Annotated in this window: 11 protein-coding genes and 2 pseudogenes; 6 read left to right on the top strand and 7 right to left on the bottom strand. The window is 68.1% G+C overall.

All coding sequences use genetic code 11. The features are described 5' to 3' along the window. Window positions 1–82: 82 nt before the first annotated feature. Window positions 83–937 (top strand): CHAP domain-containing protein, encoded by an 855-nt coding sequence (locus tag K8556_RS00390; protein WP_223738035.1) that lies wholly within the window; start codon window positions 83–85, stop codon window positions 935–937. Between the two features lie 101 nt (window positions 938–1,038). On the opposite strand, the gene K8556_RS00385 is transcribed toward K8556_RS00390, so the two are convergent. The 5 genes and pseudogenes from K8556_RS00385 to K8556_RS00365 form a co-directional block, all read right to left on the bottom strand. Then, entirely contained in the window at window positions 1,039–2,235 is a 1,197-nt protein-coding gene (locus tag K8556_RS00385) for a glycosyltransferase family 2 protein (protein ID WP_223738034.1), read from the bottom strand. Between the two features lie 154 nt (window positions 2,236–2,389). Next, window positions 2,390–3,655, bottom strand: a complete 1,266-nt coding sequence (locus K8556_RS39645) for a tetratricopeptide repeat protein (protein WP_223738384.1) — start codon at window positions 3,653–3,655, stop codon at window positions 2,390–2,392. Window positions 3,656–4,417: 762 nt separating this feature from the next. Then, window positions 4,418–4,516, bottom strand: a pseudogene (locus K8556_RS39640) (zinc-ribbon domain-containing protein); the annotation flags it as partial. A 9-nt stretch (window positions 4,517–4,525) separates the two neighbouring features. Beyond that, window positions 4,526–4,825, bottom strand: a complete 300-nt coding sequence (locus tag K8556_RS00370) for a helix-hairpin-helix domain-containing protein (RefSeq protein WP_223738033.1) — start codon at window positions 4,823–4,825, stop codon at window positions 4,526–4,528. 119 nt (window positions 4,826–4,944) lie between these two features. Beyond that, complete coding sequence (locus K8556_RS00365) at window positions 4,945–6,222, bottom strand: aspartate kinase (RefSeq protein WP_223738032.1); 1,278 nt, start codon at window positions 6,220–6,222, stop codon at window positions 4,945–4,947. Window positions 6,223–6,367: 145 nt separating this feature from the next. On the opposite strand from K8556_RS00365, the gene hutH reads away from it, so the two are divergent. The 5 genes from hutH (at window position 6,368) to K8556_RS00340 (ending at window position 12,250) form a co-directional block, all read left to right on the top strand. Then, window positions 6,368–7,894, top strand: a complete 1,527-nt coding sequence (hutH, locus tag K8556_RS00360) for a histidine ammonia-lyase (protein ID WP_223738031.1) — start codon at window positions 6,368–6,370, stop codon at window positions 7,892–7,894. 82 nt (window positions 7,895–7,976) lie between these two features. Beyond that, window positions 7,977–8,876, top strand: a complete 900-nt coding sequence (locus K8556_RS00355; RefSeq protein WP_223738030.1) for a DUF6310 domain-containing protein — start codon at window positions 7,977–7,979, stop codon at window positions 8,874–8,876. After that, window positions 8,877–9,626 carry a DUF5953 family protein gene (locus K8556_RS00350; protein WP_223738029.1) on the top strand — a complete coding sequence of 250 codons (750 nt, stop codon included), beginning with the start codon at window positions 8,877–8,879 and terminating at the stop codon, window positions 9,624–9,626. It begins immediately after the preceding gene. Window positions 9,627–9,770: 144 nt separating this feature from the next. Beyond that, window positions 9,771–10,862: a serine hydrolase gene (locus K8556_RS00345; protein WP_223738028.1), complete on the top strand. Its 1,092-nt coding sequence runs from the start codon at window positions 9,771–9,773 to the stop codon at window positions 10,860–10,862. 2 nt (window positions 10,863–10,864) lie between these two features. Further along, complete coding sequence (locus K8556_RS00340; protein WP_223738027.1) at window positions 10,865–12,250, top strand: serine hydrolase; 1,386 nt, start codon at window positions 10,865–10,867, stop codon at window positions 12,248–12,250. Here the strand turns inward: K8556_RS00340 and tnpB are convergent. Then, window positions 12,219–12,502, bottom strand: a pseudogene (tnpB, locus tag K8556_RS00335) (IS66 family insertion sequence element accessory protein TnpB). The gene K8556_RS00340 and the pseudogene tnpB overlap by 32 nt on opposite strands. Window positions 12,503–12,583: 81 nt before the next feature. After that, complete coding sequence (locus K8556_RS00330) at window positions 12,584–12,898, bottom strand: IS66 family insertion sequence element accessory protein TnpB (protein ID WP_223738026.1); 315 nt, start codon at window positions 12,896–12,898, stop codon at window positions 12,584–12,586. Between the last annotated feature and the right edge of the window lie 253 nt (window positions 12,899–13,151).

Below are 13,151 nucleotides of genomic sequence, written 5' to 3'. Positions count from 1 at the left end.
CCCGGTTGCCTGGGTGGTTTTCTTGCCTACACGCACCAGCGGAGGGAGCCTCTGTCCCAGGACGCTACAGGACGAGGTGGCCATGAAGCTGGGCGCATGGATGGCGATGCTGGCGATGACGACGGGCTGTGCGACGGGCTCCCCCACGGGGGCCTGGGTGGCGTCGGAAGCCGTCCGCTACCGCTCCGCCTCCCCGCCGGCCTTCCCGCGCGCCGCGCTGTCCGAGGAGGTGGCGGTCCGTCCGAGCGCCCCCGCCGAGCGTCCCGCGAAGGCCCCGGCCCCGAGCAAGGCCCCGGCGGTGGCGAAGGCCCCGGCCAAGGCCCGGCCGCGCGTCACGCCCGCGAAGCAGACGCCTCCGAGCCCCACCCCCACGTCCAATCCCCGCGAGCGCGTGCTGGCCACGGCGCGCGGGCTGGTGGGGCAGTCGTCGGTGCAGGTGAACGGCAAGCGCTACCCGGCGGACTGCACGGCGCTCATCGAGGCCACCTACGCCCAGGCGGGCGTGAAGTTCCGGGGGGCCCTCAAGCCCGGGGACAACGGCGTCACCGCGATGTACCGCTACGCCCAGGCGAACGGCCGCGTGTACACGAGCGGGCGCCCCGCGCCGGGTGACCTGGTGTTCTTCCGCGAGACGTATGATCAGAACCGCGACGGCCGGCGCAACGACGGCCTCACCCACGTGGGCCTGGTGGACGGCGTGGACGCGGACGGCACGGTCACCGTCATCCACCGGGTGAAGCGCGGCGTGGTGCGCTACCGGATGAACCTGGCGCGCCCCCACATGGCCCGCGATCCGAAGACGGGCGAGATCCTCAACGACATGCTGCGAAGCCCCGCCCCCGGTCAGCCGCACGTGCTCACCGGACAGCTCTTCGCCGCGTTTGGCAGCGTGCTGCCCTCGGGCGCCACGAAGCCCATGGCCGTGGCGGCCCGCTGAAGCTGGAAAAGGAAAGCCCGCCGATTCCAGCCGTGCGCTTCCGGAACCAGCCGGAGCGCCGCGGGGAACCGGCGGGCCTGGACCGCCAAGCCCGTTGAAGGTCAGGTCGACGTGGAGGTCGGCACGCGGGCGGTGCGGTCCCAGGCGGCGCGCTGCGAGTTGCGCAGGAAGCGCCAGAAGCCCACGGCGATGGCCGCGTTCATGGTCACGAAGTAGTACGCGATGGACGTGGCCTTCTTCGCCGCGCCGCTCTTGAAGACGCCCGAGCGGCCCAGGTACGCCAGGGCGTAGAAGCCCAACTGCGCGCCCAGCGTGACGCGGTAGAACACGCTGTCCAGCAGGAACAGGTTGGCGACGAACGCCAGCGCCATCAGCGCGGGAGCGCACCAGCGCAGGAGCTTGTGCGACCAGAAGGCGAACGCGGCGAAGCCCGCGGTGGGCAGCAGCAGCCCGGGCACCAGCCGCAGGCTCTGGAAGTTGCCCGCCGCGATGCGCGCGCGCCGGCCGAACTCCTTGCCGTAGTCCTCCGTCGTCTCCTCGTGAGCGACGGCGCCCTCCTCGTAGACGACCTTGTAGCCGCTCTCCAGGATGCGCAGCGGAATCACGAAGTCATCCACGATGGTGGACGGCGGCAGGTGGGTGAAGAGCGAGCGCCGGATGGCGTAGAGGCCGCCGTTGGCACCCACCACCGCGCCGCGCCGGCCCTCGTACAGCTTGATGAGGGACTCGTAGCTCCAGTACGCGCTCTCCTCGTAGTCCTGCTTCGTGGGGTTGTAGAGGCGCAGCTTGCCGCACACGGCGCCGACCTCCGGGTCCTCGAAGTGGCGGACGATCTTCCGCACCGCGTCCGCGTCGATCATCGTGTTCGCGTCCGACAGCAGCACGATGTCGCCGTGCGCGGACGGGATGCAGCGGTTGAGCACCGTCGTCTTGCCGGCGCGGGGCGCGGGCGACAGGCGCACGCGCGGATCCGTGCACTTCTGCACGAGCCCGTCCGTGCCGTCCGTGGAGCCGTCCGAGCCGATGACGACCTCGAAGCGGTCCGCCGGGTAGTCCAGCGCCAGGCTGTTCTTCAGCTTCGACTCGATGCAATCCGCCTCGTTGTAGGCGGCCACCACCAGACTCACCGAAGGCAGCGGTCCGCCCTTCATGCCCGTGCTGGCGGCCTGCCCCGAGCGCATCTTCCGCACGTTCTGGAAGACCTGGGCCGCGCCCTCCAGGGCGAACAGGCTCAAGGGATAGAGAAAATAAGTGTGCACGAGCGCCAGCGCCGCGCACCAGAAGAAGACCTCCGCCATCGACCCACCCTCCGAACCCCGAGTCCTCGACACCTGGGCACAAAGCAAGGTGCATGCCCGGGCGTCTAGAGGCACCTCAGGGCGAGGGAGCCAGCGAGCCCCCGGAACGACTGGAGTTTCTCCAGGGTGAGATGGAGGTGATCCGGTCAACGTTTCAGGGCGAGCGCTCTCCGGCCGCGGTCTGAGCGAGCATACGTCTGGCCAGGTCGTGCTTGGGGTTGAGCGCCACCACCTCGTCGAGCAGCTTCCGGGCCGTATCCGGGTCGCCCTGGCGCAGGGCCAGCCGGGCGCCCAGGACGAAGGCGCGGAAGAGGTAGCGGTCCTGCGCGCGCAAAGCTCCCAGCTCCTCGGAGACGGCGTTGAGGGTGGCGGCGGGTGAACCGGCGCTGAGGGCGTATTCGGCGCGGGCGAGGACGCTCCAGGTCGGCTGGGGCTCCACCTGGCGCAGGCGCTCCGCGAGGGCCAGGGCGTTGGGGGCGCCCGTCACGGCGGCGTAGAGGGCCTGGGCCTTGAGGCGCGCGGCGACGGAGGCGGCGGGCTCCACGTCCGGAGCGGCCCGTAGGGTCTCCATCAGCGCGTCCAGGCCCTTGCGCCGCTCGGCGATGTCGGTGCGCAGCGGCTGCATCTCGCGCTCGGTCGCGCGCAGGTCGTCGTGGAGCGCGTTGGCCTGGCTCATCCAGCCCGGTGACGCCTTCGCGGTGGTGACCTCGTCGATCTGCCGTTTGATCGCGGCCGACTGGCTGTTCAGCCGGTCGAACTCGGCGTGCAGGTCGGACACCTGGAGGGTGTAGGCCACGGCCAGCTCGGCCTGGACCTCGGAGTACTTCGGATGGGCGGTGGCCAGGGCCTTGAGGCTCTGGATGGCCTGGTCTCGCGCGGGGGCGTCATCACCGCGCAGCGAGCTGACGGCGCGCTCCTTCTCCGTCACGGCCTGCTCGGGCATGGCCGCGTTGCGGTCGCGGAAGACGGGATACGCCAGGTAGCCGGCCAGCAGGATGCCCGCGAGCACCATGAGCCCGAGGAGCACCCGGCTCAGCGAGGAGGAGCCCCGGTTGCCGTCCTCGATGACGATGGAGCCGGCGCGGGAGGAGGCCCCGAGCAGCTCCGGAGGCAGCTCGCTGGAGGGCTTCCGGGAAGGAAGAGGCCGGTCCAGGCCGCCCCCGAGCACCGACGCGCCGGAGGACGAAGCCGCGGGCCTGGAGGGCTCGGTGCGCGCGAAGGGCGCGTCGTCGTCGGGCAGGGAGACGGTCGCGGTCGGAGCGGAGGTTGCCCAGGGCGCGTCGCCGTGGCCCTCCGGAACGAGCTTGGAGCGCGAGCCGCTAGCGGACCATGGCGCATCCGTGGGGTCGCCCGAGGGCGAGATGTCCTCGAAGGACCGGGGGGCAGCGCGGGGAGCGGAGGATTCCGAAGGGAGCGACACCGCACCGGGAGCTTGCGTCGAGCCTCCGGCTTCGGGCGAACCGGAAGCCGGGGAGCCCGGCACCGCGCCGAACGCACGGGTGGAACCAATCGCCTCGGCCACCTGCGAACGCGCTGGGTCCGTGACCGCGCCGAACGCACGGGTGGAACCGATCGCCTCGGCCACCGGTGTTCCCGACGGACCCGGCACCGCACCGAACGCACGGGTGGATCCAATGCCCGCATCGGCGGACCCCGAAGGCGCGGGGCCCGTCACGGCGCCGAACGCACGCGTCGCGCCCACACCCTCCGGCCCACGCGATGAAGCACCGGGCTCCGAGAGACGGAACGAACCCGAGGACGAAGCGGAGACTGCGCCGAACGCGCGCGTCGTCGCGCCAGGAGCCGCACCCTGCCCCGGCGGCGTCGCCGGGGGAGGAGCCTCCGCCGCGGCCCCCACCGCCCCGAAGGCCCGCGTCTTGCCCAGCTCCGCCGGAGCCTGCGCACCGGACGCCCCGGGGGGCGGCGCCGCGACCGGAGCAATGGACGGGGGCGGCGGAATCACGCCGGACGCAGAGAGCGCGCCCGAAGGCGGAGTCGGCTGCGGAACGAAGGACCCGGAGGCCGTGGTCGAACCCGCGAACAGGTTCGTGGCCTTCAGGTTGGCAGTGCTCTCACCGCCGAAGATCTGCGTGGACGACTGCGCACCCGACCGGTCTCCCCCACCCGCCGGAGGAATCTTCGGCGCGGGAGCCATGACGCCAGCGGGCGAGGCCATGAACACATGGCCACACCGGGTGCACTGCACCGACGCGCCTCCAGGCGGCAGGAGTCGGGCATCCAGCACGTACTGCATCGAGCATTGCGGGCAGGCGATCTGCACCGGCCGTGCTTACCACACGCCCCCAGGAGCCGGCGCCGCGTCCAGCACCGTGGCTGCCCGGAGGGTCTGCAACTTGGCAGCACCCACGCCGGGCACCGCGTCCACGTCCTCCCAGCTCGAGAACCTCCCCTGCTCCTCGCGGGCGGACACCAGCTTCCTGGCGAGGTCACGGCCCACACCGGGCACCAGGGCCAGCTCGGACTCGGAGGCCGCGTTGAGGTCCAGCTTGAGCCCCAGCGCGAGCGCCTGGGCCCCCGTGGGCACCGTCCCCGGGCCACAGGTGGCCAGCCCCGCCGCGTCCAGCCGCACGGCCTCCGGCGGGCAGTCGAGCGAGGGCCGCGACTCCGGCCACCGCGCCCGGGCGGTGAAGCCCAGGGCGAGCAGCCCCAGGGACAGCGCCGCGAGCGCGGACGTGCGCCCGAACCGCTTCAGGCCTTCTGCCCCTTGAGCGCGTCCACTTCCGACACGGTGGGGTTGGCCGTCACGGGGGGCGGCGCGTCCAGCCCGAAGGCCGTGTGCAGCGCGCGCACCGCCAGCTCCGTGTACTTCGTGTGGATCACGCAGGAGGTCTTGATCTCCGACGTGGAGATGAGCTGGATGTTGATGCCCTCCTGGGAGAGCGTCTGGAACATCCGCGCCGCCACGCCCGAGTGGTTGCGCATGCCCACGCCGACGATGGACACCTTGGCGATATTGTCATCGACCTCGACGCCGGTGGCGCCCACGTCCTGCGCGGCCTGCCTGACGACCTCGTGGGCCTTGGCGAAGTCCGACTTGGCGACGGTGAAGGTGACGTCGGTGCGCCCGTCGCGGGACAGGTTCTGCACGATGAGGTCCACCACGATGTGCTTCGCGTCGAGCGCCCCGAAGAGCTTCGCCGCGGCGCCCGGCTGATCCGGCACGCCCACCACGGTGATCTTCGCCTCGTTCCGGTCGTAGGCGACCCCTCGAACCAGCACGTCCTCCATGGATGCGTCCTCCTCGCAGACGAGCGTGCCCGGATCCTCGGTGAAGGAAGACTTCACCCACAGGGGCACCTTGTACTTCATGGCGAATTCAACCGAGCGGATCTGCAGCACCTTGGCGCCCAGGCTGGCCAGCTCCAGCATCTCCTCGTAGGTGATGCGGTCCAGCTTCTTCGCGGCCGGGCACACGTTGGGGTCGGTGGTGTAGACGCCGTCGACGTCCGTATAGATTTCACACGCATCGGCCTTGAGCGCGGCGGCCAGCGCGACGCCCGTCGTGTCGGACCCGCCGCGGCCGAGCGTGGTGACGCTGCCCGTCTCGTCCACGCCCTGGAAGCCGGCGACGACGACGATCTTCCCCTGCTTCAGCGCGGCGCGGATGGGCTCCGCGTCGATGCTCTTGATGCGCGCCTTGGAGAAGGTGCTGTCGGTGACGATGCGCACCTGATGGCCGAGGAAGCTCACGGCCTTCCCGCCCTGCGCCTGGATGGCCATGGCGACGAGCCCGATGGACACCTGCTCACCGGTGGCGACGACGACGTCCTGTTCGCGCTCGTCGGGCCGGTCGGTGATCTGCGCCACGAGCTTGAGCAGGCGGTTGGTCTCACCGGACATGGCGGAGACGACCACCACGACGTCATGACCGGCCTTCTGGGCGGCGAGGCAGCGGCGCGCGACGTTCTTCATGCGCTCGGTGTCACCCACCGAGGTACCGCCGTACTTCTGGACGATGAGGGCCACGGGGCTTGCGACCTCCCTGCACGGACGCGCGCAGGCTATATGGGCGCCGGGGCCTGGGTGTAAAGGGCCCTCAACCTGCCTGTCGCGAATCCGCTAGCGTTCGTGGCCCAACGATTCCAAGCCGCATTCCCGGAGTAGCCAGAACATGTCCCGCCCCCGCCTCCTCATCGATGGTGACACCCTGAAGCTGGAGGAGATCCTCCAGGTCTCCCGCCACGAAGTCACGGTGGAGCTCGCCCCCGAAGCCGCGAAGCGGGTGCAGGCCTCCCGGGCGTTGGTGGACCGGGTGGCCGCCGGAGACACGCCGTCCTACGGCATCAACACGGGCTTCGGCACGTTGGCGGAGGTGCGGATCGACCGGAAGGACCTGCGGGACCTGCAGCGGAACCTCATCCTGTCGCACGCCTGTGGCGTGGGGAACCCGCTGCCCCTGCCGGAAGCGCGCGTGCTCCTGCTCTTGAGGGCCAACGTGCTGGCGAAGGGCTTCAGCGGCATCCGGATGGAGACGCTGGGGCTGGCCATCGACATGTTGAACAAGGACGTGGTCCCGGTGGTCCCCGAGCGGGGAAGCGTGGGCGCGTCCGGAGACCTGGCCCCGCTGGCGCACCTGGCGCTGGTGCTGATTGGCGAAGGCGAGGCGTTCTTCGAGGGCGTGCGGATGCCGTCGAAGCAGGCGCTGGAGAAGGCGGGCCTGAAGCCGGTGGTGCTGGAGGCGAAGGAAGGCCTGACGCTGATCAACGGCACGCAGGCGATGTGCGCGGTGGGAACGCTGACGCAGCTCCGGGCGGAGCTGCTGGCGGACGTGGCGGACATCGCGGGAGCGATGACGGTGGAGGGCCTGCTGGGGAGCCACAAGCCGTTCCTGCCGGAGATCCACGCGGTGCGTCCGCACGCGGGCCAGAAGGCGGTGGCGGAGCACCTGCGGAGGATTCTGAAGGGCAGCGAGCTGGTGGAGACGCACGTCAACTGCAGCAAGGTGCAGGACCCGTACAGCCTGCGGTGCATCCCGCAGGTGCACGGCTCCGCGCGAGAGGGACTGGCGTTCGCGCGTCGCATCCTGGAGGTGGAGGTGAACAGCGGGACGGACAACCCGCTGGTGTTTCCGGACACGGGGAACATCATCTCCGGAGGCAACTTCCACGGTCAGCCCATCTCGCTGGCGATGGACGTGGTGGCCATGGCGCTGACGCAACTGTCGAGCATCAGTGAGCGGCGAGTGGAACAGATGGTGAACCCGAGCCTGTCGGGTCTGCCCGCGTTCCTGGCGAAGAACAGTGGGTTGAACAGCGGGTTCATGATCGCCCAGGTGACCGCGGCGGCCCTGGTAGCCGAGTCGCGCATCCTGAGCCACCCGGCATCGGTGGACTCCATCCCCTCCTCCGCGGGCCGCGAGGACCACGTGTCCATGGGCATGACGGCGGCGCTGAAGGGCCGTCAGGTTTCGGAGTTCACGCGTTCGTGTCTGGCCATTGAGCTGCTGGTGGCGGCGCAGGCGCTGGACTTCCGTCAGCCGGTGAAGCCCGGCAAGGGCGTGCTGGCGGCGTACGAACTGATCCGCAGCAAGGTCCCGCACATGGACCGGGACCGCGAGCTGCATCACGACATCTCCGCGGTCACCGCGCTGGTGGAGTCCGGGGCGATCCGTGAGGCCGTGCGGTCGGCGACGGCGTAATCACCGTCGCGAATCAGGCAGGGCCGGATCAGGTCTACTCCGGCTCTGCTTCCAGTCTGAAGCGTGCGCCCACGGAGAGGCTGTGACCTTGAAACTCGGAGCCCTCGCCACGCTTCTATTGTTCCTGACGGCATGCGCGGCACCTGCGGCGCATGAAAGTCGATCTCCAAGGCGCGCCAACCTCCAGCGAGCAGCAAGCCTGCCGTGGACGGACAAAGGACGCTGCGTCGTCCGGGAGTCCGCCGAGCCCTGGCCTGTCCTGGCGGAACGGTGCTTTCAAGTCCTCGACCAGGATCGTGTCCGGTTCACTGATCGCGCAGGAAGATGCACGGTCGCCTCTGCTGAAGCCGCCACGCTGGGAATCGGGCTCTGCGTGCTGGCCGCTCCGGAGGTCATTGTTGGCGCGGTCATCGTCATCGGAGTGGTGGTGGTGGCGGTCGCCATCAAGGAAGCGATGGATGAGTCGGATTGGCCTGAAGCGGCCGAACACCCCATCCCCATGCAGAGGAGTGAAGCCGCCGAGCGGGAAGCATCAAGGAACCGAAACCCCAGCCCCCAGCCTTCAGGTCAGGACTTGTTTCCGCCATCGCCGAAGGACCCGTTCGAGCGGGATCGCAGGCCAGAGTGCAGACCCGTCTTGGGGCCACCCCGGGGCGGGAACGATCCGCACAATGAATGCGCCGACAAGATTCTCGGCAACAGCTTTCCCGGCTTCAACGTGCTCATCAATGGCAAGCACTACGACGCCCTGGTCCTGTCCCGTCGAACGCTGTGGGAGGTCAAGACCGACGACTTCGAGAAGCACTCCCCCCGCTCCCGACGATTCTTCGTCTCCATGAAACTGACCGAACTGCAACGCGAAGCCAGGCTCGCCAGAGAGTGTGGCTACGACTTCGTTGTTGGAGTGCGCAGCGAAGCGCATCGGAGCGAATTGAAGCTCGCGGATCCATCCCTCCACGTTGTCATCATGGATTGGTGCTGAATGCCCTCCAACCCTATCGAACTGGCAGTGATTGCATATGCACCTGGTTCCCAGGGCAACGACGGCCGCGCACTCACCATCATCCATAGGCTGGAGCAAGCACTTCCCGGTCTGCACCTGAAGTGGACCTCTTCAGCGACAGAGGACCTCATCCCGTTGTCCAACCGCGACGGGTGGGTTGTTGCAAACGGTCTGAGCGGCAAACTCCCCTTCCTGTGCAATGACGATGACAACAACCTCGTCACCATTTCAGGCTGGGAGAACCCGAACGGACTTTCTTCGGAGGGTCCACCGCACTTCGAGGTCCACGCTGATTTCCGGATGGAGGCTTTCAGCCCCATTGACGCAGCGAATGCGCTGGAAGCCATCGCGGTCGGAGCGCGAGCAATCTGGGGTCATGCCACGCCATTCAAGGCAGCGGTCGAAATCGCGGAGCAGACGGCCCCGACAATGGCCGGTCCCCCTTCCCCACCGAAAGGACTCCCAGCCCTCAAATGCGCCTGGGACATCTCCTCGCCTGAAATTCCACACCGCCTGGGATGGCTGAACTATTGGTCGGCGGAGTCTGCGAGAGCGATCGGATTTCCCGATCCTTCGCGCGACGCGGACCTGCTCTCGCGGACACGACGCACAGCGACGGATGGATGGATAGTAAGCCTCACAGACGCGCCACTCGATCTCGATAAGCCCGCGCATCTGGAAGCGCTCCTGAAAGCCTACGAGCGCTTCCCGAAGATCGGCGGGCGCTGAGGACGCAACTGTAGGCCGTGGGGCTCAAAGCAAGTCCTTGGATCGCTTGTTTCCTCAGAGGGAAAGGCGATTTCATGAAATCGGCATCGACTCCCGACGTACGCGGGATTCGACTGCCCCCATCCATCGAGGCGCCTCTTGTCCATGAACCACTTCAAGCTGACCTGCCTGGGACTGACGGTCAGCCTCGGCTTCGCACTTCCTGCGCGTGCGGAAGACCCGCTCCAGGAGCAGATCCATCGATTCGTAGCGGACTCGCACTTCAATGGCGTCGTCCTGACCGGGAAAGGCGGGCGTGCGGAGTACGTCGAAGCGTTCGGGGTCATGGACACGGAGGCGAAGAAGTCGGTCCAACGGAACAGCCGCTTCTTCGTGGGGTCGGTGAGCAAGTGGCTCACGTCCATCGTGGTCCTGCGGCTAGTGGATGAGGGGAAGCTGGCGCTCGACGAGCCCATCCTCACCTATCTTCCGGAGTACCGCGCAGACACGGGCAAACAGATCACCCTGCGCCACCTGATCAGCCATGGCAGCGGCCTGCCCAATGGACTGATGGACGCGGCAAAGAAGGACCCCAGCATCGAGCGTGAGACACGGCCCCAGGCGGAAGCCGTCACCAAGTACGCGAGCGGCGATCTGGTGTTCACGCCGGGGAGCCGCTTTGACTACAACATCACCAACTGGATTCTCGTGCAGGCCATCCTGGAACGAGTCTCCGGTCAGCCCTATGCGCAGCTCGCTCAGCGGCGCGTGTTCAAGCCCTTGCGCATGGCGGACAGCGGTATCGCGGCGGGTGAAGCCGGGAACGTTCCGAACCTGGCCCTGGGCTATCGCTCGCTGGAGCCCAAGTTGGAGCGTCGCGTGTACACGCTCCCGAACTACCTCGTGGTCGCTGGCGGCTTCTACAGCACCGCGGACGACATGCTGCGCCTGACCCACGGCGTGCTGTCGGGAAAGCTCCTGTCACCCGCCTCCAGGAAGGCACTGCTGACCATCGAGCGCCCTGAATCCAACTATGCCCTGGGCGGTCGCGTCCGGACCTTCGAGGCCAAGGGCCAGGCTCCCCGGACAGTCGCGACGAACGACGGGACTTGCGGCGCCTATCGCACCGTCGCCTGGCGTGACCTCGAAAGTGGCCGCACCGTCATCCTGCTGAGCAGCCTGCGGCCAGATGACGCGAAGCTCTTCGCCTTCACTGAGTCGCTCCTGGGTCTCCAGAGCGAGCAGAAGGAGAATTGATCATGTCTCTTCGACGCTGGAGCCTGTTATTTCTCCTTGGCTGGTCGCAGTGGGCCTGGGCCGCGCCGGACAAGGTGGATGCATTCCTGCGCGCGGAGATGGATCGCAATCAAATTCCTGGTGCCGCAGTCGCAGTCGTCCGTGACGGCAAGGTCATCAAGCTCACGGCCTATGGCACGGCGAACCTGGAGTGGAAGGCCCCCGCGAGCACCCGCACGGCGTTCCAGATCGCCTCCGGGACCAAGATGTTCACGGCGGTCCTGCTGATGGACTTCGTGGGCCAGGGAAAGCTCCGGCTGGAGGACCGCGTCTGTCAGTACATCGCCGAGTGTCCTCCCGCCTGGAAGGACATCACCCTGCTCCACCTCGCCAGTCACACGTCTGGCTTGAAGCCGGGCCCGGTGGACGCGGACAACGCCAGCGTCACGGCCGCGATCGTTGCGGCGAAGGGGGCTCCGCTTGCGTCAGCCCCGGGCGAGAAGAATGCCTACGGATCGGACGACTTCGTCCTCCTCACTCACGTGCTGGAAAAGGTCGGCGGCGCACCCTACGAACAGCTCCTGCGGGACCGCATCTTCAATCCCTTGGGCATGACGAACAGCGGCTTCGACCACGCCACCCTCACCGAGCAGCACGTCGTCATGACCAGCGACGTCGTCATGGAACGCTCTGCGACCTATCAATGGAAGACGGACCACCAGCAGCAATACTGGTTCATGTATCCCTATTACACGCTGTCGGCCGGTGGCCTTTTCTCCTCCGTGATGGACATGTCCCGTTTCACGGCCGCGATGATGAGCGACAAGATCCTGAACTCGGAGCTGCGGTCCGCCATGTGGACCCAGCCCAAGCTCAACGACGGTAAGCCCAGCAGCTTCGCGGTGGGCTGGACCGTGGGCCAGTACCGGGGACGCCGTGAGGTCGGACACAGCGGCGGCCCCGCGCTCTCCGACACGGTCATCTACCCGGACGACAAGCTCGCGGTGGTGGTGCTCACCAACCAGCGGAAGCTGTCCCCCACCCTGGCGCACGGCGTCGCTAATTTCTATCTGCCGCCCCCACCCTTCTTGACCGACTCCGGCATCACCGATGCCGCTCCCGAGCGGACGCAGGTCCTGAAGGAACTCCTGCCCGCCTTGTTCGAAGGCAAGGCGGAAGCCCGTCACTTCACCGGGGCCGCGAAAGAAGCGCTCGCGGACTTCAACGAGTGGCTGCCCATCGAACGCGGCGGATGGCCTCGGCTGAGCCGTCTGGTCCTCCTCCAGGACTCCTCGGACCATCTGTCGCGGACCTATCGCGCTGTGTACGGCAAAAATCAGACTCTGCGTTGGAAGGTCACGTTTGATCCGGCCGGACTCATCTCCGAGTTGGAGCCGACGGACGAGTGAAGCTCCGGCAGGCCACGCGAATTTCGATGCCATCCAGGAGCATCGCCCACTGCGTGGCGTCCAGCGTCACCGCCTGCGCGCCTGCGTCCACCGGCGGTAGTCGGAAGCGGCCCGTCTCCAGCCACTTGTAGAGGAGCACGAAGCCGCCCCAGCTCCACGTCAGCACCTTGATGCGGTCCCCCGCCGAGAGACTAAAGCGAAGAGGTGGCCCGAGTAGACGTCCTCGCCCCAGGCCGTACGCACCAGCGCCATGAGGCCGTCAATCGACTTGCGCATGTCCACCGGCTCCACCGCCAGCACCACGCGCACCGACGCAGGCAGGGCGAACACGGCCTACCGCCCCAGCGCCGCGACGAGCCGGGCCACGTACGCCACGTCCGTGCCCACCGCGAAGCGCACTCGCGCTCCGCCAGCGGCCACCACCTCCAGCACGGCCTCGGGCGCCTCGGAGACGCTCGCCACCTGCACCGGCAACAGCCGCACGGCATCCGCTCGCGACGGCGCGCTCCGCCGCAACCGGTACACCCACGACTGCAACGTGCTCAGTCGCATGCCGTGCGCCAACGCGAACTCCGGCCGCGTCTGCCCGCTCGCCTCAAACGCTTCCGCGACGCGCGCCCACTCCGGCTTCTCCACCTGCTTCGCCATGCCCGGAAGCGTCCGCCGCGCGCCGCGATACCGGCAACCCCTCACGGCACGTCGTTGGCCGGACGGTTACCTTCGAGAGCGTCAGCAGCGCGGGGGCCAAGCCCTTCGACGAGATCGAGGTCTTTTACGACCAGCAGCGCCTGCACTCGGCAATCGACTACGCTGCGCCGGCCGATTTCGGAAGGGCAGCGGCGTAGCCAACCTGTCCACGAAAGCGGATCACGCCCAGCTCCATACACGGCAGAGCCAGACG

Source organism: Corallococcus sp. AS-1-12, assembly GCF_020036995.1.
GTDB lineage: Bacteria > Myxococcota > Myxococcia > Myxococcales > Myxococcaceae > Corallococcus.
Note: the sequence above shows the minus strand (reverse complement) of the source record. Positions and strands in the feature narration are given on the sequence as shown.